The sequence below is a fragment of the Dickeya sp. MK7 genome (assembly GCF_000406305.1).
In the GTDB taxonomy this organism is placed as follows: domain Bacteria; phylum Pseudomonadota; class Gammaproteobacteria; order Enterobacterales; family Enterobacteriaceae; genus Dickeya; species Dickeya fangzhongdai.
In genome coordinates this window covers 2,086,895-2,109,220 of record NZ_CM001984.1, presented here as the reverse complement: position 1 = coordinate 2,109,220, position 22,326 = coordinate 2,086,895, and the positions used below count along the sequence as shown (strand labels likewise).

General features: G+C 54.6%; 16 protein-coding genes. 5 read left to right on the top strand and 11 right to left on the bottom strand.

The annotated features are described in order from the left end of the window. Nucleotides 1-422 precede the first annotated feature (422 nt). The gene (gene deoR / locus DXXMK7_RS09195) at nucleotides 423-1,193 is read left to right on the top strand and encodes a DNA-binding transcriptional repressor DeoR (protein WP_038918835.1); all 771 of its coding nucleotides are present in this window, start codon (nucleotides 423-425) and stop codon (nucleotides 1,191-1,193) included. A gap of 63 nt (nucleotides 1,194-1,256) precedes the next feature. On the opposite strand, the gene DXXMK7_RS09190 is transcribed toward deoR, so the two are convergent. Next, nucleotides 1,257-2,465 carry a serine hydrolase gene (locus DXXMK7_RS09190; RefSeq protein ID WP_038918834.1) on the bottom strand — a complete coding sequence of 403 codons (1,209 nt, stop codon included), beginning with the start codon at nucleotides 2,463-2,465 and terminating at the stop codon, nucleotides 1,257-1,259. A gap of 522 nt (nucleotides 2,466-2,987) precedes the next feature. Between DXXMK7_RS09190 and DXXMK7_RS09185 the strand changes: the two genes are divergently transcribed. Continuing rightward, nucleotides 2,988-3,806, top strand: a complete 819-nt coding sequence (locus tag DXXMK7_RS09185; RefSeq protein WP_038918833.1) for an alpha/beta fold hydrolase — start codon at nucleotides 2,988-2,990, stop codon at nucleotides 3,804-3,806. Between the two features lie 76 nt (nucleotides 3,807-3,882). Here DXXMK7_RS09185 and DXXMK7_RS09180 read toward each other — a convergent pair whose 3' ends face one another. The 3 genes from DXXMK7_RS09180 to DXXMK7_RS09170 form a co-directional block, all read right to left on the bottom strand. Then, nucleotides 3,883-4,545 carry a methionine ABC transporter permease gene (locus DXXMK7_RS09180; protein ID WP_038659430.1) on the bottom strand — a complete coding sequence of 221 codons (663 nt, stop codon included), beginning with the start codon at nucleotides 4,543-4,545 and terminating at the stop codon, nucleotides 3,883-3,885. After that, on the bottom strand, nucleotides 4,538-5,554 hold the full coding sequence (locus DXXMK7_RS09175) for a methionine ABC transporter ATP-binding protein (RefSeq protein WP_038918832.1): 1,017 nt from the start codon (nucleotides 5,552-5,554) through the stop codon (nucleotides 4,538-4,540). Before DXXMK7_RS09175 ends, DXXMK7_RS09180 begins: the two co-directional genes overlap by 8 nt. Before the next feature lie 145 nt (nucleotides 5,555-5,699). Next, nucleotides 5,700-6,545 carry a MetQ/NlpA family ABC transporter substrate-binding protein gene (locus DXXMK7_RS09170; protein ID WP_038918831.1) on the bottom strand — a complete coding sequence of 282 codons (846 nt, stop codon included), beginning with the start codon at nucleotides 6,543-6,545 and terminating at the stop codon, nucleotides 5,700-5,702. A gap of 270 nt (nucleotides 6,546-6,815) precedes the next feature. Here DXXMK7_RS09170 and DXXMK7_RS09165 point away from each other — a divergent pair, with 270 nt between their 5' ends. Continuing rightward, nucleotides 6,816-7,433, top strand: a complete 618-nt coding sequence (locus DXXMK7_RS09165) for a glutathione S-transferase family protein (RefSeq protein ID WP_038659438.1) — start codon at nucleotides 6,816-6,818, stop codon at nucleotides 7,431-7,433. Nucleotides 7,434-7,479: 46 nt separating this feature from the next. Here the strand turns inward: DXXMK7_RS09165 and DXXMK7_RS09160 are convergent, their stop codons facing one another. Then, a complete protein-coding gene (locus tag DXXMK7_RS09160) occupies nucleotides 7,480-8,604 on the bottom strand; it encodes a PQQ-dependent sugar dehydrogenase (protein WP_038918830.1) in 1,125 nt (374 codons plus the stop codon). 255 nt (nucleotides 8,605-8,859) lie between these two features. On the opposite strand from DXXMK7_RS09160, the gene rimO reads away from it, so the two are divergent. Further along, a complete protein-coding gene (gene rimO / locus DXXMK7_RS09155) occupies nucleotides 8,860-10,263 on the top strand; it encodes a 30S ribosomal protein S12 methylthiotransferase RimO (protein WP_193745944.1) in 1,404 nt (467 codons plus the stop codon). A gap of 171 nt (nucleotides 10,264-10,434) precedes the next feature. Then, nucleotides 10,435-11,190 carry an outer membrane permeability protein SanA gene (sanA, locus tag DXXMK7_RS09150; protein WP_038918829.1) on the top strand — a complete coding sequence of 252 codons (756 nt, stop codon included), beginning with the start codon at nucleotides 10,435-10,437 and terminating at the stop codon, nucleotides 11,188-11,190. On the opposite strand, the gene yeiB is transcribed toward sanA, so the two are convergent. From yeiB to DXXMK7_RS09120, 6 genes are all read right to left on the bottom strand, one after another. Beyond that, nucleotides 11,191-12,339 carry a DUF418 domain-containing protein YeiB gene (yeiB, locus tag DXXMK7_RS09145; RefSeq protein WP_193745943.1) on the bottom strand — a complete coding sequence of 383 codons (1,149 nt, stop codon included), beginning with the start codon at nucleotides 12,337-12,339 and terminating at the stop codon, nucleotides 11,191-11,193. It abuts the gene before it with no gap. 148 nt (nucleotides 12,340-12,487) lie between these two features. Further along, nucleotides 12,488-13,156 (bottom strand): GTP cyclohydrolase I FolE, encoded by a 669-nt coding sequence (gene folE, locus DXXMK7_RS09140; RefSeq protein ID WP_038659451.1) that lies wholly within the window; start codon nucleotides 13,154-13,156, stop codon nucleotides 12,488-12,490. Nucleotides 13,157-13,356: 200 nt separating this feature from the next. Further along, nucleotides 13,357-15,042, bottom strand: a complete 1,686-nt coding sequence (locus DXXMK7_RS09135) for a methyl-accepting chemotaxis protein (protein WP_038918826.1) — start codon at nucleotides 15,040-15,042, stop codon at nucleotides 13,357-13,359. Nucleotides 15,043-15,422: 380 nt separating this feature from the next. Continuing rightward, on the bottom strand, nucleotides 15,423-17,090 hold the full coding sequence (locus DXXMK7_RS09130; RefSeq protein WP_038918825.1) for a methyl-accepting chemotaxis protein: 1,668 nt from the start codon (nucleotides 17,088-17,090) through the stop codon (nucleotides 15,423-15,425). Nucleotides 17,091-17,886: 796 nt separating this feature from the next. After that, entirely contained in the window at nucleotides 17,887-19,548 is a 1,662-nt protein-coding gene (locus tag DXXMK7_RS09125) for a methyl-accepting chemotaxis protein (protein ID WP_038918824.1), read from the bottom strand. A gap of 494 nt (nucleotides 19,549-20,042) precedes the next feature. Continuing rightward, nucleotides 20,043-21,716: a methyl-accepting chemotaxis protein gene (locus tag DXXMK7_RS09120; protein WP_038918823.1), complete on the bottom strand. Its 1,674-nt coding sequence runs from the start codon at nucleotides 21,714-21,716 to the stop codon at nucleotides 20,043-20,045. Nucleotides 21,717-22,326: the final 610 nt, after the last annotated feature.

Here is a 22,326-nt window from a genome sequence, read left to right as displayed (position 1 = left end):
TAAAGTCTGAATAAATGCCACTGCTTTTCTTTGATATCCCTGAATTGAGGAGCCCGTCGTTCACGCCGGTTAGGTTCAAGAGCGACGGGCATTTTCTTTTTTATGGTTTAGCCCCCGATGTTATCTGCCGGCGTCACGCGAATTACCCATTGGTTTATTTACGTTAATTAGCCGATCTAATAAGGTCCGGTGCGTTATAACATTTTCATGATGGATTTGCGCCCCACCTTTCATGAAGGTTATATTGATGCCCCATCTGCTGAGCAGTCAGCGCACATTGCCAGCGGTTAACCATCCCCGGTGCATTTCACTTTCATCCTTAATCACGTATCCCGATTCAGGCATTTGTCATGAAGGATGGCGTAGTGCATGGTGAAGATTCTGCATCGGAGCACGTCTGACCGGCATTATCGAGGAAAAACATGGAAACGCGTCGCGCAGCACGGCTCAACAAACTGGCTCAGGCTTTAAAAAAGGCCGATAAACTGCACCTGAAGGATGCGGCGCAACTGCTCGGCGTCTCTGAGATGACAGTTCGACGCGACCTGAACGCCCAGCCGGAGGCGTCGGTAGTGCTGCTGGGCGGCTACGTGGTTTGTGATCTGAAAGCCAACGGCGCCACCAGCTATTTTGTCTCCGATCAGCAGACCAAGCATGTGGTGGAAAAAAGCATCGTGGGCGAGCTGGCCGCCGCCTGCATCGAACCAAACGATACCGTGTTTTTTGACTGCGGCACCACCATCCCTTTCATCATTGCCGCCATTCCGGATGACCTGCCGTTTACCGGCATTTGCTATTCGCTCAATACGTTTCTGGCGCTGCAAGGCAAACCGAACGGCCGGGTGATCCTGTGCGGTGGGGAGTTCCATCCTGACAACGCCATTTTTACTCCGCTGGGGCGTCAGCATGAACTGGATCAGATCTGCCCGACCAAAGCGTTCATCTCAGCGGGGGGAATCGATCAGGAGGCAGGCGCCACCTGTTTTAACTTCGCCGAACTGGCGATGAAACATCGCGCCATGGCGTTATCCCAGCGCGTGATTCTGGTGGCGGACGGCAGCAAATTCGGCAAACGCAAGCCCGCGCGCATCGGCGCGCTGACCTTATTTGACACGGTCATTACCAACCGCACGCCGGACGCTGACTGCATACACTATCTCAAAGCCAACAACATTCGATTGCTGACGCCCTGAGACTGACGACCTTACTCACGGCAGATGACCCGGCTGGGCCATCTGCTCGCAATTTCAGGCCGGTTAACCGAATACCCCGCCAAACCAGCCGGACAGCGTCATCAGCACCCTATCCCACAGGCGGCTGAAGAAGCCGGCTTCCGGTATATCCTCCATCACCACCAATGGACGCTGGCCGACACTGTTGCCATCCAGCTGAAAATCAATGGTTCCGACCACCTGACCTTTCTTCAACGGCGCCTGCAACTGCGGCTGCGCCAGCGTGAAACTGGCCTTCAGGTTTTTCATTTGCCCTTTCGGCACGGTCAGCGCGGCATCCTGCGCGACGCTCAGTCTGGCCTGTTTTTCGGTGCCGAACCACACCCGCGACGTGGTAAATGGCGTATCGCTGCGCACCGGCGTCACGGTTTCAAAGAAGCGGAACCCCCAGGTCAGCAGTTTTTCACTCTCCCGAAAGCGCACCGCGTCCGACGGCGCGCCCAGCACGACCGAAATCAGCCGCATGTCGCCATCGACGGCGGACGCCACCAGACTGTGACCCGCCCCGCCGGTATAGCCGGTTTTCACGCCATCCACGCGCAGATTGCTGTTCCACAGCAGGCGGTTGCGGTTTGGCTGGCGGATATTATTGAACGTAAATTCTTTTTCGCTGTGTAGCGCGTATTCGCCCGGTACATCGCGGATCAACGCCTGAGTCAGGCGCGCCATGTCGCGGGCGGTGCTGTACTGCCCAGACGTATCCAGACCATGTACCGTGAGAAAATGGGTATTCGCCAGCCCGAGTGTGGCAGCGTACTGGTTCATCAGGCTGACGAAGGCATCCTGGCTGCCGGCGACATAATCCGCCAGCGCGATACTGGCATCGTTGCCGGACTGAATCACCATGCCTTTATTAAGATCGGACACCGGAATCTGGTCACCCGGCTTAAGGAACATCAACGACGACCCACGCAGCACCGGATTACCGGTAGCCCAGGCATCTTTCCCAACGGTGACTTTATCTTCCGGCGTGATCTTCCCCACCTTGATGGCCTGACCAATCACATAGCTGGACATGATTTTAGTCAGGCTGGCGGGATCCAACCTGACATCGGCATTCGACTCCGCCAGCACCCGCCCACTGGCGTAATCGATCAGAATAAAGGCTTTGGCCTCAATTTGCGGCGGAGGCGGCATCTGCTCAGCCCGAAGTACCGGCGAAACCGTCATCAGCACCGTGGCGGCCACCACGACTACGCGTCCCCAGGAAATGAGAGGTGTCACTATCTTCATGCGCGCTGCCCATAAATTGTTAAAAGTGAAGAGGATCAATCGGTTTACCCAGTCTAACCCGTACTAAGGTAGCCCGGCATACCTGAGAATAAAATCGTTCACTCTGTAAAGTTCGTCAAAGAAAATAAAAAATCAGCAGAATCCGCCCGAGCACACAGTCAGATTCACTACCAACAGGCGATAATCCCCTTGTTTACGCCACCACAGCACGTCCTCGCCCACACATCTGTCGAAATCATTAAAATTTTTTATCAAATCATCTTTGCATACCGCTTAGGTCGACATTTTTAATATGTTATTTCTTTTTAGAAAGCTTAATGCTGCGAATAAATTAAGTGGCATTTATCTCATCCCAAATAATGTGATAAATTAACGATGTCAATATATTAACAACAAGGATAGAAACGGTTTTCCTTCGGTCTTTTTTCAGAGGGAGAATTATTAATTCGGTTAAATCTCACAAATAAAAATGTTCTAACGATAGCGCCATGCCTTGGCCGGGCAAACAAAAGGGAATTTATCATGTCCATAGAAAAATGCATTGTCACATATGACTCATGGAAAATATATGTTGAAAAGCATATTTCCGATCCTGCACATGAAACCATTATTATGGTTAACGGAGCACTATCGACAACCGCAGCATTCAAAAATACCGTAAAAAACCTGTCCAGCAGGTTTAATATAATTCTTTTTGATTTGCCGTTTATTGGTGAATCCCTGCCTCACAACACGCTGGATAGAGTCATAACCAAAAGCGATGAAGTCAATATCCTGCTTCATCTCATCGACACGCTTGAACCGGACCATATCCTGTCGATTTCCTGGGGCGGCCTGTCTTCAATGCTTGCCTTGTCAAACAAGCCCAAGCAGATCAAGAAAGCCGTGATCGCGTCATTTTCAGCGCATCTTAACGATAAAATGCGAGATTATATCCAACGCGCCAGGCAATATATTCACTCGAAGGAATTCGAAAACGCGGCAGAACTGCTCAATAATGAAGTAGGTAAATTCCTGCCGCCTTTATTGAAACATATTAATCTGAAACATATCTCCTCCATGAGCGAATTTGCATTCCAGCAGGTCAATTTCCATATCGACCAGGTTCTCACGCTCAAGGAAGAGCATTATATAGAAATGTTCAAAGATATTAACGCTGAGGTACTTTTTCTGAATGGTGAAAATGACGAGTACACCACCGCCGACGATATCAAGAAAATGGAAAAATATATCAGGATCTGCGAATTCAGTACGATTCCTGAGGCAGGTCACTTCCTTGACCTCGAAAACAGGAAAGCCGCAAAACAGGTAGCGGAAAGAATAATATCGTTTTTCGCATAACAAGACACTTATTCGCCAGGCCGCTGAACCAATATCAGCGGCCTGGTCACTAAGTAGATTATCAAATAATATTTAATTATCGGCGACGTTCGCGCTTGTCAGCGCGTTTTGCCAACCAGTCACCCAACGTTTGCACGATCTGTACCAGAATAACCAGTGCAATCACGGTAATCACCATCACCTGGGTTTCGTAGCGGTAATAGCCGAAGCGAATCGCCAGGTCGCCCACACCGCCGCCGCCGACAATCCCGGCCATCGCGGAGTAACCGATCAGACTGACCAGCGTAATGGTCAACCCTCGCAGCAACCCGGCGCGCGCCTCGGGCAGCAGTACCGTGCAGATGATGCGCAACGGACTGGCGCCAAACGCTTCCGCCGCTTCCACAATCCCCGGATCCACGTCACGCAGAGCACTGTCGACCAGACGCGCATAGAACGCGATCGCCGCCACTGACATCGGCACCGCCGCCGCTACCGGGCCGATGGTGTTCCCCAGCAGGAACTGGGTCAACGGCAGCAGCAATACCAGCAAAATGACGAACGGAATCGAACGGATGATATTCACCAGCACAGTACCGAACAGATAGAGAAACCGATTTTCCCAGAACAGATGACGGTCGGTTACATAGATCAGGAACCCAAGCGGCAACCCGCCCAGCAACGCAAACAGCGTCGAAATGCCTACCATCTGGAAGGTTTCGCCAAAGGCATTGAACAGATCGGCCAGCAACTCAGCCATGCAGCACCTCCACCTGAGCCGTGCGTTGTTGAATGTGTTTCACCGCGTCCGCCACAACCCGATCGTCACTGGGATGGGTCAGTAGCGCGACCAGAATGCCTAACGCCCGATGACCGATATACTCGATTTTGCCGTGCAGGATATTGACCGATACGCCATAGCGGGTCGCCACATCCGACAACACCGGTTGCTCTGCCGACTCGCCGATGAACAGGATTTTCAGCAACGTGCCGCGCAACTCTTCCTTCAGGCGCGCCGGCAGTTCCAGATTGAGGGTGTGCGACACCAGTTGCCGGGTAAAGGCATGTCGCGGCGTGGCGAAAATATCGAACACATCGCCCTCTTCCACCACACGACCGCCGGTCATCACCGCCACCCGGTCGCAGATCGCCTTGATCACACTCATTTCGTGGGAGATCAACACAATGGTGATACCCAGCTTCTGATTGATCTCTTTCAGCAAATCCAGAATCGCCGCTGACGTTTCCAGATCCAGCGCCGACGTCGGCTCATCGCACAGCAGCACTTCCGGGTGATTGGCGATGGCGCGGGCGATGCCCACACGCTGTTTTTGACCGCCGCTCAACTGCGACGGATAGGCGTCGGCTTTATCCGCCAGCCCAACCAGCGCCAGAATTTCCGGAACCCGCTGATCGATAATCGGTGTCGGTTTACCGGCGGCGCGCAGGCTGAATGCCACGTTCTGCGCTACGGTGCGCGTCTGCATCAAATTGAAATGCTGAAAAATCATGCCAATTTTCTGACGTTCGGTCCGCAGCGCCTGACCGCTCAGGTCGCTGACCTGCACGCCATTGACCCGTACCTGACCCGAAACCGGGCGTTGCAGCAGATTAATGGTGCGCAGCAGCGTACTCTTTCCCGCCCCGCTGGCCCCGACAATCCCGTAGACCTCTCCCTGACGAATGTGCAGGCTGACGTCATCCACCGCCCGCGCGCCCGCGCCTTTTCCCTGAGGAAATTCTACGCAGATATTTTCTAACTGAATCATTATCCGCATGACTCCTGATAACCAATGGAAGAAAAACAGAAAGCCGGTCGAAGACCGGCTCATGCTGATACTACGCGATCCTTGTTCTGAATCGGCGTACTGCCGATGGCGTCATACCTCAAACGCCATCGGCTTCAGGTGATTATTATTTGGCCGGCGCCGGCGTTTGCGCCGTCATCCAGTCAGGACGCTGGAACTGGCTGAACATCGTGGCCGGATCGTTAATCACCGCGGCATACGCCGGGGATTCCACCACCGCTTTAATCTCTTTCACAAACGGCTTGTCCAGATCATCGGTGCGCACCGCAATCACGTTTTTCAGGTTTTCATCCAGCGTTTCCAGCTTCAACGCGGAAGAGAGTTTCAGCCCGGCGGCGATGGCGAAGTTGCCGTTCACCAGCGACGCGGTCACGCTATCCAGCGTACGCGGCAGTTGCGCAGCCTCCAGCGGCTTGAACACCAGTTCGCGCGGGTTGTCCTGAATATCTTTTTCCGACGCTTTGGTCGGATCAATATTCGGTTTAATGGTGATCAACCCCAACGATTGCAGAAAACGCAGACCGCGCGCCAGGTTGGTCGGGTCGTTGGACAAGGTGATCACATCGCCTTTCTTCAATTGATCCAGCGAGGTAATTTTACGGGAGTAGAACCCCATACTGGCGGTCGGCACCGTGATCAGGCGAGTGAGTTTCAGCCCTTTATCGGCGGAAAATTTTTCCAGATACAGCGTATGCTGGAACAGGTTGGCGTCGATGCTGCCGTTAGACAACGCCAGATTGGGCTGCACATAGTCGCTGAATTCACGCACCACCACGTTGTAGCCTTTTTTGGTCAGCTCCGGCTTGATGGCCTGATTCACCATATCCCCGTATGGCCCTGGCGCTACGCCGAATACGATCGTGTGCGGGTCGCTCTGCGCTAACGCCAGCGAGGTTCCAGAAGCCAAAAGCGCAACCGTCAGCGCGGCGCGAATCGAATGGGTTAATGCCATGTAATAGTTATCCTGTCTGCTAATAAATAGCGGTCATTATTGGAAATATCAGCCTGATTGGTAAATAGAAAAAAGCTATATCAATATTTCCTGTCTGTCTGTTGTACCGAATGACGAATAAATCGCCACCTAAGAAGCGGTTACATCCCACCGCGGCTATGAGTATAGTGACAATAGCGTTATTTAAAGCACTGACATTAGCATGAGCGTCAGGCGGCACGATAACCGCCGGCGTCATTGCGTAAAAAACCAACGGGAAGGAGTGATGTGATGCTGATAATCTGGGGTCGTGAAAATTCGACCAATGTGAAGAAGGCGCGCTGGTGTGCGGCAGAACTCGGGTTGGCGTATGAACTGGTGCCGGCGGGCGGGCAATTCGGCCGCAACCGCGATCCGGACTATCTGTCCATGAACCCCAACGGGCTGGTGCCCTGCCTGCAGGATGACGACCTGGTGCTGTGGGAATCGCATGCCATCGTGCGTTATCTGGCCGCGCAATATGGTCAGGGCCGCTTCTGGCATGCCGACCCGAAAACACAGGCCGGCATCGATAAATGGCTGGATTGGGCCGCGGGGTTCACCGAACCTTACAAACAGGTCTTTATCAACCTGGTGCGTACCGCGCCGGAAAAACGCAATATGCAGGATGTCGAAACCGGCATCGCCGGTTGCGAAAAATTATTTGCTATCGCCGATGCGGTGCTGGCGAAGCAGCGCTGGCTTTCCGGCGATGAATTCGGCATTGGCGACATTCCGTTAGGGTGCATCGCTTATAGCTGGTTCAATCTGCCGATTAGCCGCCAGCCTCGTCCGCATCTGGAGCGCTGGTATCAGCAATTGACCGAACGGGACGCATTCCGTCAGACCGTGATGTTGCCGCTGACTTAATCTTGCTGGAGCGCCCGGCGCGGGCGCTCCGTTACGCTAGATGTCGTCACTCCGCCAGCCCGACTTTCAGCAATTTGCCGTTATCCTGATCGGTCAGCACATAAAGATAGCCATCCGGCCCCACCCGCACATCGCGGATACGCTCTCCCCGATCGGCCAGCAGCCGCTCTTCCGCAACGACCCGATCCCCTTCCAGCGACAGCCGGATCAGGCTGGTACTCGCCAGCGCGCCGATGAATAACGAATGACGCCAGGCCGGGAAACGGCCGCTGTTGTAAAACGCCATCCCGCTGATGGCCGGCGAAACTTTCCAGTAATAAACCGGGTTGGCGGTGCCGGCCACTTCCGTTCCCTGAAATTCCGGAATCTTTTGCCCCGAATAATCGATGCCGTACGTCGCCAGCGGCCAGCCGTAATTTTCGCCCGGCCGAGGAATATTCACTTCATCGCCACCGCGCGGTCCGTGTTCGCTTTCCCAGATATCGCCGGACCACGGATTCAGAGCCAGCCCCTGCGGATTGCGCAATCCGTAGGACCAGATTTCCGGTCTGGCGCCCGAGTGGTTAACAAACGGATTATCGGCCGGCACCTCGCCTTCCGGGGTGAGACGCACCAGTTTGCCCTGCAAACTGCCCAGATCCTGAGCCAGCATGCGCTGCTGATTTTCGCCCAGCGCGATAAACAGATGCCCCTGCCGGTCAAACGCCATACGTCCACCAAAATGGGCGCCGGTCGAGCGCTTCGGCAACTGCCGGAAAATCACGGTGAAGTTGTTCAGTTTGCGCATATCATCCGACAGAACGCCAAATCCCACCGTTGTTCCCGCCAATCCTTCCGGTCCCGATTCGGCATAACTCAGGTATACGCGGCGATCCTGCCGGAAATTCGGCGACAGCACCACATCGAGCAAACCGCCCTGCGAACGGGCAAACACCGCCGGAACGCCGTCGAGCGGCGCCGACAACCCTTTTCCAGCCTGCCAGTACCGCAACTGGCCGGAGCGTTCCGTCAGCAACAATCCCTGATCGTCCGGCAAGAACGCCAGCGACCACGGATGATCAAGATTATCCTGCAACACCGTGACTGTCGGCGCAGCAAACAGACTCATGGAAAACAGCCAGCCTGCCGCCAGCAGCGGCAAGGTAATAAAATGAACGCGGGGAAAAAACATGCAGGTTCTCCCTGTTATGGGACATGGCGATGAAATCACCACATGTAAAACGACACAGAATGTAAAACTAATAGCATGTTGAACCAAACCGCCAGGTAAAATTTACTCAAATTTGCATCCTGTTCCACCAAACCGCGCCAGTCGCCGGCGGTCGGTTCTCGCTGATTATTTTATAATCATCCGGGACTGTTTCCTGACGATGATTCAGGTATAATCCGCCGCATTTTTCCGCCCCAACCCGATGTATGAGACGCTATGACTGTTAACACCTTCGATCCATCCCAGACCACTACGCTGTCGGCACCGCAAAAAGCCCTGAGCGATCAATCCGGTGGCGCCGGCAAAGACCTGTCACGCAAGATCGGCTTTGTCAGCCTCGGTTGCCCGAAAAACCTGGTGGATTCGGAGCGCATCCTGACCGAACTGCGTACCGAAGGGTATCAGGTAGTGCCAAGCTACAACGACGCCGATCTGGTGATCGTCAATACCTGCGGTTTCATCGACAGCGCGGTGCAGGAATCGCTGGAAGCGATTGGCGAAGCGCTCAACGAAAACGGCAAGGTGATTGTGACCGGCTGTCTGGGTGCGAAAGAGAATCAGATCCGCGAAGTGCATCCCAAAGTGCTGGAAATTACCGGCCCGCATAGCTACGAACAGGTGCTTAATCATGTGCACCACTACGTTCCCAAACCGGAACACGACCCGTTCACCAGCCTGATCCCGGCGCAGGGCGTGAAACTGACGCCGCGCCACTACGCCTATCTGAAAATTTCCGAAGGCTGCGATCACCGTTGCACTTTCTGCATCATTCCGTCGATGCGTGGCGATTTGGACAGCCGTCCGATCGGTTCAGTGCTGGATGAAGCCAAACGGCTGGCGGATGCGGGCGTGAAGGAACTGCTGGTCATCTCCCAGGACACGTCCGCCTATGGCGCCGACGTCAAACACCGCACCGGGTTCTGGAACGGACAGCCGGTGAAAACCAGCATGGTCAGCCTGTGCGAGCAACTGGCGACGCTGGGGCTGTGGGTGCGCCTGCACTATGTTTATCCCTACCCGCACGTGGACGACATCATTCCGCTGATGGCGGCCGGTAAAGTGCTGCCGTATCTGGATATTCCGCTGCAACATGCCAGCCCGAAAATCCTCAAGCTGATGAAGCGCCCCGGCGCGGTGGAGCGAACGCTGGAACGTATCAAGCGCTGGCGTGAGATTTGCCCGGAGTTGACGCTGCGTTCAACCTTTATTGTCGGCTTCCCCGGCGAAACCGAGGAAGATTTCCAGATGCTGCTGGATTTCCTGCAGGAAGCGCAGTTGGACCGCGTGGGCTGTTTCCGTTACAGCCCGGTGGAAGGCGCAGCGGCAAACGACCTGCCGGATCAGGTGCCGGAAGCGGTGAAAGAAGAGCGTTACCACCGTTTCATGCAGATACAACAGCAGATTTCCAGCCAACGCCTGCAGGCCAAAGTGGGCCGCGAACTGAAAGTGCTGATCGATGAAGTCGACGAGGAAGGCGCTATCGGCCGCAGCATGGCGGATGCGCCGGAGATCGACGGCGCGGTCTATCTGAACGGCGAAAGCCGGGTCAAAGTGGGCGATCTGGTTACCGTGAAAATCGAACACGCCGACGAATACGACCTGTGGGGCAGCCGGGTCTGATTCCGTCCAAACCAGTCGGGTTGATAGCCCGGCTGGTGTTTCCCCACCCCGTCATTCTGACCAAAAAACCAGCAACGTTTATCGCTTCCGGACAGTTCGCCTTGCGTCGTTCCGACGCCTCAAGTAGCCTTGCCTCATGACTATCTACTCCATGCGGACGAAGGCAGCAGCATGTGGAAACGCCTGATATTTGGTCTTTTCACCGCCATTCTGGTGATGGCCTGCGGCGCTTTTCTGCTTGACCGCTGTATTAGCTGGCGCACCGCGCCCTACATTTACGAGGATGTGCAGGATCTACCGCCGCGCCAGGTCGGGGTAGTCTTGGGCACCGCCAAGTATTATCGCGCCGGCGTCATCAACCAGTATTATCTGTTCCGAATTCAGGGCGCGCTCAACGCCTACAACAGCGGCAAGGTCAGCTACCTGCTGCTGAGCGGCGACAATGCCCAGCAAAGTTATAACGAACCCATGACCATGCGACGCGATCTGATCGCCGCCGGGGTTCCGCCCACCAATATTGTGCTGGACTATGCCGGATTCCGCACGCTGGACTCCATCGTGCGCACCCGCAAAGTGTTCGATACCAACGATTTCACCATTATTACCCAGCGATTCCACTGCGAGCGTGCGCTATTTATCGCGCTGCACAAAGGTATTCAGGCGCAGTGCTTCGCGGTGCCGTCGCCCAAGGATATCTGGCAGGTACGTATGCGGGAGTTCGGCGCCCGGTTGGGTACGCTGTTCGATCTCTACATTCTCAAGCGCGAACCCCGCTTTCTGGGGCCGCAGGTGCCGATTCCATCCGAGTACAAGATTTCGGATGACGAGCCCAGTTACCCGGCGGTGCCGCCTGAATTCATGAACGACCTGGATTCGCGCGTGGAGCCGCCGCTGCGGCAGAAACCGTCGCCGCCGGCATCCCGCTGATCAGGGTTCGTGCGCGGATTGCGCAGAAACCGGCCCGGCAACCCGAGCCGTCAGCCAGCGCCATACGCTCTCTAGCGGCCCTTGCCGGAAAGCGCCCAGCCAGATACGCGCCGCCAGCAGATTGCATAGCAATACCGGCGGTACCACCAGCAATAGCTGCCAGCGATCCAACTGCATAAACCAGCCGAGGCGGTTGAACAGCGCGGTGCAAATCAGGGTTTGCAACAGATAGCTGCTTAACGCCATACGCCCGACATCGACAATCCAGCGAGTTAGCCGCCAGTTCGCCAGCGTCGGCCAGAAGCCGTAACACAACGCCAGATACGCAATCGCCTGCAGCGGCGCGCCCACTTCCCGCGGGATTTGCAACAGCAAACCGCACCAGCGGTAGTCCCATCGCAGTTGCCACTGTGCAGCGACGCCCACCCCGTCAATCAGCAACGCCAACGGCAGCAGCCATAGCGCGACGCGGCGATAATGCCGCTGGCTAAACTGCCCACGCAGCCAGCCGCTGCGCATCAGCGCCGCGCCCATCACCATCGACCCGGCCAGCAGCCAGCCATACTGGATGCCCAGCGACAACAGGCTTTCATTCAGCAACGACAGTCGATTACGCCAGGCTTCCGGCCCGCCTTGCACCAGCCACCAGGCTTCATAGGTGACCTCGGCCGGCCCCGGCTGCCAGAAACTGCCGCCGTCCGGACTTAGCACCTGACTCAACACCACCAGCATCGCCAGCCCCATCAGATACAGCACCACACCGGTACGCAGCAACATGCGGGTGCTGTCGGCGTGCCGCAACAGGCCGTAGCACACCAGGCCGATCAGGCCATAGTCCAGCAGGATATCGCCGTCCCACATAAAAATGCTGTGAAACAGACCGAACACCATCAGCCAGAACAATCGCGCATGAATCCAACGCTTGCCGCGTTTTAGCAGCAGTTGCAGCCCGGCTCCAAACAGCAGGGCAAACAGGGTGAGAAATTTCCCCTGCGCCACCATATCCATCAGCGCCCACGTCCAGGCATCCGCGACAGAAGGCGGCCCCTGCCACGCCGGGTTGAGGTAGGCCGCGTGCGGCAGACCGAACGAGACAATATTCATTAACAGAATGCCGAGCATCGCCAGGCCACGGGCGAAGTCCAGCATAGGAATACGGGATGAAGAATGAGGCGGTGGCGACATGGCTTTTAGCAAATACAGGGAAGCATCAGCGAATTGTAGTGACTGGCACGGCAAATGCCCATGATTTTATGGCGGCCGACACCGGCCGCCGGAAGACAACCAACCGGGACGATCAGTTGTGGTGATGACGCACGGCGCGCAGGAACTCCTGCCGGGTATTCTGACTGGATTTGAACAGGCCGCCCAGCGACGTGGTGGTGGTGGCGCTGGTGGCGTCGCGAATACCGCGCGCCTTGACGCAATAGTGCACCGCGTCAATCGACACCGCCACGTTGTTGGTGCCGAGCAGCGTCTGCAACGCCACCAGAATCTGCTGGGTCAGACGCTCCTGCACCTGCGGGCGCTGGGAGAAGAACTGCACGATACGGTTGATTTTGGACAGCCCAATCACGCCCTCTTTCGGGATGTAGGCCACCGTGGCTTTACCGTCGATAGTCACAAAGTGGTGTTCGCAGGTACTGGTCAGGGTGATGTCGCGCACCGTCACCATTTCGTCCACTTTCATCTTGTTTTCGATAATGGTGATTTTCGGGAAATTGGCGTAATCCAGACCGGAAAAGATCTCTTCCACATACATTTTGGCGATGCGGTGAGGGGTTTCCGCCAGACTATCGTCTTCCAGATCGAGATTCAGCAGGTTCATGATTTCCGTCATGTGCTCAGCGATGAGGCGCTTACGGGTTTCACTCTCCAGCATCTTGCCGCGCAGTGGGGTTTCCAGGCCACGCGCCAGCAGCGCCTCGTGAACCAGGGCCGCTTCTTTTGTTAATACAGCCGACATGTTTTTCTCCAGCAGGTGTCTCTCAGTCTGACGTTGCCCAGGGCCAACGCCGGCCACAACTCTAATGGAGTGTCTGAAGATTATCCAGTGATTGTGTGTCATGGCTGATGAAAAGACTTCAACTTGCCACGGCGCTTACCACGTCAAACACCGCGCCCGCCGTATCCGTTACAACGAACACGACGGGCGGTCGGACAGGATCAGAATTTTTCCCAGTTATCCTGCCCGTTGGCCTGGCGGGCAGGCGGCAGCGCCGGAGTCGTACCCCTGAGCGCCGGGCGCTTCAGCGCCATGTTGCCCGCCGGGTTTGCGCGCCCGGCGGCCGTCTGGTGTTCAGTGCCGAGGTGGAACACTTCTACTGCCTGCGTCAGTTGTCGCGCCTGATCTTCCAGCGACGTGGCGGCCGTCATCGCCTGTTGCACCAACGCGGCATTCTGTTGCGTCACGCCGTCCATTTCATTGACGGCCTGTCCGATTTGCGCAATCCCCCGGCTCTGTTCATCCGATGCCGAGGCTATCTCGCCAATCAGGTCGCTGACATGCGATACGGCGGTGATAATTGTACCCATCGCCTCCCCCGCCTGTTTAACCTGCGATGAGCCGATATCCACCCGGGATACCGATTCCGCGATCAGCCCCTCGATCTCTTTGGCCGCCTGCGCGCTGCGCTGCGCCAGACTGCGCACTTCTCCCGCCACCACCGCGAATCCCCGTCCCTGTTCGCCGGCCCGAGCGGCTTCCACCGCGGCATTCAGCGCCAGAATATTGGTCTGAAAGGCAATGCCGTTGATGACCGAGGTAATATCGGCAATCTTGCGGGAGCTGGCGGTAATACTGTCCATGGTTTCCACCACATTGTTGGTAATTTTCCCGCCCTGTTTTGCCGCGTCGGTGGCTTCTCCCGCCAGCTTACTGGCCTGATGCACGTTTTCAGCATTATGCAGCACGGTAGAGCTGAGTTGTTCCATGCTGGCGGCGGTTTCCTGCAGCGCGGAGGCCTGCTGTTCGGTACGGCTGGACAGGTCATTATTACCGTGACGGATTTCCGTCGCGCCCTGATAAATGGTTTCCGCGCTATTACGAATTAACGACACGGTATTTATCAGGCTATTCTGCAATTGTTTAATATCGGGAATAATACGCCCGGCGCAATTACGCCCAAATTCCGCCAAATGTTGATCCAGACGCCCGGCGGTCAGCTTTGACATGTGCGCCTTAATACTGCCGATGGGGCTAACCAGATAGTTAGCCAGATAACGTTCGCTGATCACAAACACCAGCAGGCTCATCAGCAAAGCGAAAACCAAGACATTCCGGTTCCAGCCATTATAGGCATTCACCGACTGGATATAATCGGAACTGGTTATCGCGCTGGAGTACTTCTGGGCTACCTCGCCAAAAGCGACGCTGGCGGCGGGATAGACCGTCCGAAAAATACGCCGGAACTCATCCAGATTATTGCTTCTCAGCGCGCTATACATGGGTTCAATTCCGGTGCTGATTAAATTCGACCAGGTTGTGACCATGTTATCCGCCAACGCCTTATCAATTCCCACGTGCTCCGCTGTTTTAAATTTTTCCAGCGCATCTTTGGTGTTGTTAATCGCGTTTTGCGCTGAATCCAGCGTCTTTTTGGCATTGTCGGCATCATTGAATTGCAGATAATCCATTACCCGCGCCATGCGGGTAACCGAGCGAAAATATTGATCGTTGCCATAGACCAGGGAGGAATAGCTGTTTTTCTGAGAGACGCTTTTATTCAAAAGTACAGTCACATGCTGAAGCGAATAAAGACTGAAACCGGACGCACCGCACCATAACACCACAAAAAAACCCATGATGATTAACATCATAATTTTTATGCTGATATTTCTTAGAAAAGTCATAGTTAACTCCAGATCGTTATTTGACGTTTTTCCACGATTCACTGATTAGCAGAGCATCCTTCACCCCTTAATACGCAATACATAAATATCGGAACGCTAACGTTGCCACACACCACCGGCAAACACGTCATGCATAGAAAAAGCAAAAGTAACGCCAACCGGCGGTTATAAGCAGGAGAATCAATATCTGGTCAAGTGCGTTCTGATTACCAGCAAGTATAGGCAGGGATAGAAAAAATGGGATGACGCATCCGGCTATTCGCCTAAAAACCGTACCGGGAAAAAGCCAACACAGCGTTTACCTCGCCGGCGTTATGATGAAAAAATGCACCGGCAAGCCGGTGCATTCGGAGATAAAACGGGAAGCCCGAAACCCGTCGTCAGAACGTTTCCCAATCGCCGTGGGACGAACTGGTCGCGGCCGGCAGGGAAGCTTTCAGCGCCGGTCGTTTCAGCGCCGGCACGGCGGCGCGAGGTGAAATAAACACACTCTGCCTGTCGCCAAGATCAAACGCCGCTACCGCCGCCGACAGACTTTGCGCCTGCTCTTCCAGCGACGCCGCCGCCGTGGTGGCTTCCTGCACCAACGCCGCGTTCTGCTGCGTCACGCCGTCCATTTCCGTCACCGCCTGACCAATTTGCGCAATGCCCCGGCTCTGCTCGTCGGACGCCGCCGAAATCTCGCCCATCAGGTCATGCACCCGCGATACCGAGGAGATAATCACTTCCATAGCGCTGCCCGCTTCGCGCACCAGTTCAGAACCGGTATTCACCCGGCCGACCGATTCGCTGATCAGCGTCTCAATCTCTTTGGCCGCCTGCGCGCTGCGCTGCGCCAGACTGCGCACTTCCCCGGCCACCACCGCGAAACCACGCCCCTGCTCGCCGGCCCGCGCCGCTTCCACCGCCGCGTTCAGCGCCAGGATATTGGTCTGGAAGGCGATGCCGTTAATCACGCTGGTAATATCGGCAATCTTGCGGGAACTGTCGGAAATGCTCTGCATGGTGGTCACCACGCTGTCGGTGATGTCACCGCCCTGCCGGGCCATCTGCTGCGCTTCTTCCGAAATTTGCCGCGCCTGACGTACGTTGTCGGCGTTGTTTTTCACCGTCGAGGTCAGTTCTTCCATGCTGGCGGCGGTTTCCTGCAAGGCGGCCGCCTGCTGGTCGGTACGGCGCGACAGCTCGTCATTGCCCTGGCGGATTTCGCTGGTACCGGTATGGATTACCGACGAACTGGTATGAATGGTTTGTACGGTATCGCTCAGGCTATGCTGCATCGCCCGAATGTAGGGGATCAACTGGCCGGCGCAGTTGCGGCCGAATTCATTCAGTTCCACGCCGAGTTTACCGCTGGTCAGCAATTCCAGATGACGTTTAATCTGACCAATCGGCGTCACCAGATAGGTGACCAGATAACGGTCGCTCAGGAACAGCACGATGACGCCAATAATCAGCGCGACCAGCAACACGTTTTTATTGAAGGCGATGTGTTCCTTCAACGCCGTGATGGTATTGTCCGCCTGGATGGCGTTGACGTATTTGTTCGCCACATCGCCAAATTCCACGCTCAGCGCCATATATTGTTGGCGGTAAAGCTGCTGGAAATCATCGTTCCGGCCTTCGCTAACCGCCGCCAACAGCGGCGCCATTCCGTTTTGCAGCAGCCGACTCCAGACATCGACCATCTGCTTCGCCAGCGCCTCATCCACGCCGACGTGCTCGCTGCTTCTAAACTGCGCCAGCGCCTCTTCGCTATTTTTCAGTGCGGTGGTAGCCGAGAGCAGGGTCTTTTGCGCATTGTCGGTATCGCCGGCCTGCCGGTAATCCACCACCCGCATCATCCGCGTTACCGAGCGGAAATACTGATCATTGCCTTTGACCAGATTCGAATAACTTTTCTTTTGGTCTATCGTGTCATCCAGCAGGTTGTTCATGCTGCTGAAGGAGTTCAATGTATAAATAGAGGCGATACCCCAGATAACGGTAAACAGTGCCAGAATCACCAGCATCATTCTTCTGACGGTAATATTTCTTAAAAAAGTCATAACAGGCTCCGGACAATTAATCGCGCGTTAAGCACATGTTTGATAGTAGCCACCTGCGTTTGGTTGACCCCGACTGTAGCCAGACGCATCCCTCACCACAGCCACTCGCTTCGTACCATGACAAGGAAACGCCTGGCTCAACAACAATCATCGGGAAGACGTCAGTAATAACATTTATGTTTCTGGTACGAATGATTACTGAGAAAATCAAAGCAACACGCCAGCGTTGACGACGTTCTATTTAGTCAGCCATGACCGATAACGCCCTCAATGGTTTTCACGTCGCTAAAACTATACGATAAAAAACAAAACCATACGGTAAAAAACCAGGAGAATCCTGATCTAAAATAAATAAAACCAATCAGGATCACGCCTTCTCAATTCGATTGCTTACATTTTAATTTCTCCCGTTACTGAGTTTAAGGTAATCATCCCAGATGGCAACTGTTCAGTTTTACACCACTTTATTCCCATCCCATCACGCATTATCACCCCCAAATGATGCGTCAGCCCTATGCTAAAACGCGTGGCCCTGCTGGCTCGACACCGTAGCGACAACGATGCCACAGCCCGTTGATATCACTGACGACCGCCATTCGGTTTCCAGATGTTTCAGGCTGTTTCAATCGAGTATAGAAGCGATAAGAAATTATTAAAGTGCGCAGACGGCCGATTGACGGTCAATATCCGTTCCAGCCAGATGTCGGGTGTAGCGTGAGGTCTATACGGCGTGAAAAAGCGAATGCACCGGCTGGCCGGTGCATTCGAAGAAGATAACGCAGATGTCCCTAATACGTCAGAACGTTTCCCAGTCGCCGTTGGACGAACTGGCCGGCAGGGAGGCTTTCAGCACCGGCCGTTTCAGCACCGGAGCGGCAACACGCGGAGCGTTCAACGCGGTCTGTCTGTCGCCAAGATCAAACGCTGCTACCGCTGCCGCCAGACTCTGCGCCTGATCTTCCAGCGACGCCGCCGCCGTGGTGGCTTCCTGCACCAGCGCCGCGTTCTGCTGCGTCACGCCATCCATCTCCGTCACCGCCTGACCGATTTGCGCAATGCCCCGGCTTTGTTCGTCGGACGCCGCCGAAATCTCGCCCATCAGGTCATGTACCCGCGATACCGAGGAGATAATCTCCTCCATGGCGTTGCCCGCTTCCCGCACCAGTCCAGAGCCGGTATTCACCCGGCTGACCGATTCGCCGATCAGCGTCTCAATCTCTTTGGCCGCCTGCGCGCTGCGCTGCGCCAGATTTCTCACTTCCCCGGCCACCACCGCGAAACCACGCCCCTGCTCGCCGGCCCGCGCCGCTTCCACCGCCGCGTTCAGCGCCAGGATATTGGTCTGGAACGCGATGCCGTTAATCACGCTGGTAATATCGGCAATCTTGCGGGAACTGTCGGAAATGCTCTGCATGGTGGTCACCACGCTGTCGGTGATATCACCACCCTGCCGGGCCATTTGCTGCGCTTCTTCCGAAATCTGCCGTGCCTGACGTACGTTGTCGGCGTTGTTTTTCACCGTCGAGGTCAGCTCTTCCATACTGGCGGCGGTTTCCTGCAAGGCGGCCGCCTGCTGGTCGGTACGGCGCGACAGTTCATCATTGCCCTGGCGGATTTCGCTGGTACCGGTGTAAATCACCGACGAACTGGCATGGATGGTCTGCACCGTATTGCGCAGGCTGTGCTGCATCGCCCGGATGTAGGGGATCAACTGGCCGGCGCAGTTACGGCCAAACTCATCCAGCTCCACGCCGAGTTTACCGCTGGTCAGCAATTCCAGATGACGTTTAATCTGACCAATCGGCGTCACCAGATAATTGACCAGATAGCGGTCGCTCAGGAACAGCACGATAACCCCAATAATCAGTGCGACCAGCAGTACATTCTTGTTGATGGCAATGTGTTGCGATGCCGAGATGATAGCGTCGTCGGATTGAATTGCCGTCGCGTATTTATCCGCCACGCCGCCGAATTCCACGCTCAGCGGCGGATACTGTTTGCGAAACAGCTGACGAAAATCGTCCATCCGACCGTCTTTAACCGCCGCCAGCATCGGCTCTACTCCGCTGTGCAGCAATCGGCCCCAGACATCGGTCATCTGCTGCACGACGTCTTTGTCCACACCGATATGTTCGCTGCTTTTGAACTGCGCCAGCGCTTCTTCGCTATTTTTCAGCGCGCTGGCGGCTGAACTCAGGGTTTTCTGCGCATTATCGGCATCGCCGGTCTGCAGGAAATCCACCGCACGCAGCATCCGGGTTACCGCACGAAAATATTGATCGTTGCCTTTGACCAGCATCGAGTAACTCTTCTTTTGCGCCATGTTGTCATTCAGCAAATTGCTCATGCTGCTAAATGAGTTCAGAGTAAAAATGGAGGCAATTCCCCAGAGGACGGTAAACAGTGCCAGGATAATTAACATCATTCTTCTGACAGTGATGTGTCTTAAAATATTCATAACAGGCTCCGGATAATTAGTCGCGCATTCAGCGCTTGCTTAGTCATAGCCACCTGCGATTGGTATTCCCCAGTGTAAATAGATGCATTGCTCACCACTGTGCTGCGCATTGTGACAAGAAAAACCCTGGCTCAATAAATTATTTTCAACAATGTAATAACAATTTTTATTCCGGCATGGATAACGGTTAAATAAATCCGCATTCCTTTTTAGCGTCCCGTATTCACTCTCATGGCCAGCAACACGTTCACTGTGTCTTCATCTCTAAGATTACAGATTGAAAATTAAGTGAGCCTTAAAATAAAAAAGTAAAATGGACCAGGATCACGTTATTTCATTTTCGACCTTGTTTATTTTTTAATTCCCTCCGTTATTGAGTCCAGGGTAATCATCCCGACGTCAACCACCCGCATACGAATTTAATCCATTGCATAAAGCAGAATGCACCGGCAAGCCGGTGCATTCTGGGATAACGCGAGAGAACCAGAAGCGTATCAGAACGTTTCCCAGTCCCCCTGAGAGGAAGCCGCAACCGGCCGCGCGTTCACCGAAGAAGTCAGTACAGGCCGTTTCAACGCCGGAGCGGCCACACGCGAAGCGTTCAGCGAAATCTGTCGTTCTCCCAGGTCAAACGCCGCTACCGCCGCCGCCAGACTCTGCGCCTGATCTTCCAGCGATGCCGCCGCCGTGGTGGCTTCCTGCACCAGCGCCGCGTTCTGCTGCGTCACGCCGTCCATTTCCGTCACCGCCTGACCGATTTGCGCAATGCCCCGGCTTTGTTCGTCGGACGCTGCCGAAATCTCGCCCATCAGGTCATGCACCCGCGATACCGAGGAGATAATCACTTCCATGGCGTTGCCCGCTTCCCGCACCAGTTCAGAGCCGGTATTCACCCGGCTGACCGATTCGCCGATCAGCGTCTCTATCTCTTTGGCCGCCTGCGCGCTGCGTTGCGCCAGATTTCTCACTTCTCCGGCCACCACTGCGAAGCCACGCCCCTGCTCGCCGGCCCGCGCCGCTTCCACCGCCGCGTTCAGCGCCAGGATATTGGTCTGGAACGCAATGCCGTTAATCACATTAGTAATATCGGCAATCTTGCGGGAACTGTCGGAAATGCTCTGCATGGTGGTTACCACGTTATCGGTAATATCGCCACCCTGCCGCGCCATCTGCTGCGCTTCTTCCGAAATCTGCCGTGCCTGACGCACGTTGTCGGCATTGTTTTTCACCGTCGAGGTCAGCTCTTCCATACTGGCGGCGGTTTCCTGCAAGGCGGCCGCCTGCTGGTCGGTACGGCGCGACAGCTCGTCATTGCCCTGACGGATTTCGCTGGTACCGGTGTAAATCACCGACGAACTGGCATGGATGGTCTGCACCGTATTGCGCAGGCTGTGCTGCATCGTCCGGATGTAGGGGATCAACTGGCCGGCGCAGTTGCGGCCGAATTCATTCAGTTCCACGCCGAGTTTACCGCTGGTCAGCAATTCCAGATGGCGTTTAATCTGACCAATCGGCGTCACCAGATAACTCACCAGATAGCGGTCGCTCAGGAACAATATGGTAATACCGATAATCAGCGCGGCCAGTAATACGTTTCTGCTAATCTCGATGTAATATCCCACGTTCATAATGGTGCTGTCGGACTGGATAGCGGCAGCGTATTTTTCTGTCAACTCACCGAACTCCACGCTCATCGGCGGATATTGTTTCAGGAAAATTCGTTTAAATTCATCCATTCGCCCGTCTTTCAGCGCGCTCATCATTGGCTCGACCGCATTGCTGAGGATCTGTTCCCACGATGCAGTCAGTTGCTGAACCTGTTCATTGCTAACGCCGACCTGCCGGCTGCGCTTAAACTGCGCCAACGCCTCTTTGGCATTGTTCAACGCATCCGTCGCAGAGCCCAACGTTTTCTGGGCATTATCCATATCGCCTTGCTGTATAAATTCCGGTATGCGCGACATACGCATTACCGCACGGGAATATTGGTCGTTGCCGCGAACCAGAATGGAATAACTTTTCTTCTGATCCTGATTGTCACTTAATAAACCATTGACATTGCCAAGTGAATACAGGGTAAACGAGGACGCCATTCCCCACACAACCGTAAACAGCGCCAGGATAATTAACATCATTCGTCTGACGGTAATATTCTTTAAGAAATTCATAACAGGCTCCGAATCATTTTCTGCGTGCATGGCACGTATATTAGTCATAGTCACCTGCGTTGGTTGCTACCCATGTAATCAGACGTATTCTTTACCGCTGCTTACCTATCTTCGCATCGTGACAAGAAAAACCCTGGTCAAACCGGCAAAGCCAGCGCTGAAAATCAGTCACAGCACTAATCTTTCCGGTGTAAACTATTGCCAATTAAACAAGTGAAATAGCACTTCAGTTTATCGTTTTCGTTGCTCAGAAAAATAATCCGAGAACCCGACAATCTTCACCTCAAAGATTATCTATTAAAAATTAAGCGAGCCTTAAATTAAAAAAGACAATTTCTTACGCGGTCACATTATAAAATATCTTTGTACCTTCCCTTTAATATTACTGACTATTTTCCTTTTGATTAAGGATACCTATTGTTGTCATCGTTATATCCTAACTTATTCCGGCGACAGGAAAGCCTTAGACGAACGAGCCGTCATGCCGAAAAGACAAGGCAGAGAAACGAGATACAGAGCAGCCGACGCGGGCAACCTGCCAAGTGATGGGGCATGATTTAGGCGATTTTAGCGATAAAAAAACCACCGGTATTGAACCGGTGGTTTTTAT

Coding starts and splice junctions, on each gene's coding strand:
- DXXMK7_RS09190 (WP_038918834.1), bottom strand. CDS start 2,465: ATGAAGATAGTGACACCTCTCATTTCCTGGGGACGCGTAGTCGTGGTG.
- yeiB (WP_193745943.1), bottom strand. CDS start 12,339: ATGCTGGACTTCGCCCGTGGCCTGGCGATGCTCGGCATTCTGTTAATG.
- DXXMK7_RS09160 (WP_038918830.1), bottom strand. CDS start 8,604: ATGTTTTTTCCCCGCGTTCATTTTATTACCTTGCCGCTGCTGGCGGCA.
- DXXMK7_RS09170 (WP_038918831.1), bottom strand. CDS start 6,545: ATGGCATTAACCCATTCGATTCGCGCCGCGCTGACGGTTGCGCTTTTG.
- DXXMK7_RS09180 (WP_038659430.1), bottom strand. CDS start 4,545: ATGGCTGAGTTGCTGGCCGATCTGTTCAATGCCTTTGGCGAAACCTTC.
- deoR (WP_038918835.1), top strand. CDS start 423: ATGGAAACGCGTCGCGCAGCACGGCTCAACAAACTGGCTCAGGCTTTA.
- DXXMK7_RS09125 (WP_038918824.1), bottom strand. CDS start 19,548: ATGAATATTTTAAGACACATCACTGTCAGAAGAATGATGTTAATTATC.
- DXXMK7_RS09185 (WP_038918833.1), top strand. CDS start 2,988: ATGTCCATAGAAAAATGCATTGTCACATATGACTCATGGAAAATATAT.
- DXXMK7_RS09135 (WP_038918826.1), bottom strand. CDS start 15,042: ATGACTTTTCTAAGAAATATCAGCATAAAAATTATGATGTTAATCATC.
- DXXMK7_RS09130 (WP_038918825.1), bottom strand. CDS start 17,090: ATGACTTTTTTAAGAAATATTACCGTCAGAAGAATGATGCTGGTGATT.
- DXXMK7_RS09120 (WP_038918823.1), bottom strand. CDS start 21,716: ATGAATTTCTTAAAGAATATTACCGTCAGACGAATGATGTTAATTATC.
- folE (WP_038659451.1), bottom strand. CDS start 13,156: ATGTCGGCTGTATTAACAAAAGAAGCGGCCCTGGTTCACGAGGCGCTG.
- rimO (WP_193745944.1), top strand. CDS start 8,860: ATGACTGTTAACACCTTCGATCCATCCCAGACCACTACGCTGTCGGCA.
- sanA (WP_038918829.1), top strand. CDS start 10,435: ATGTGGAAACGCCTGATATTTGGTCTTTTCACCGCCATTCTGGTGATG.
- DXXMK7_RS09175 (WP_038918832.1), bottom strand. CDS start 5,554: ATGATTCAGTTAGAAAATATCTGCGTAGAATTTCCTCAGGGAAAAGGC.
- DXXMK7_RS09165 (WP_038659438.1), top strand. CDS start 6,816: ATGCTGATAATCTGGGGTCGTGAAAATTCGACCAATGTGAAGAAGGCG.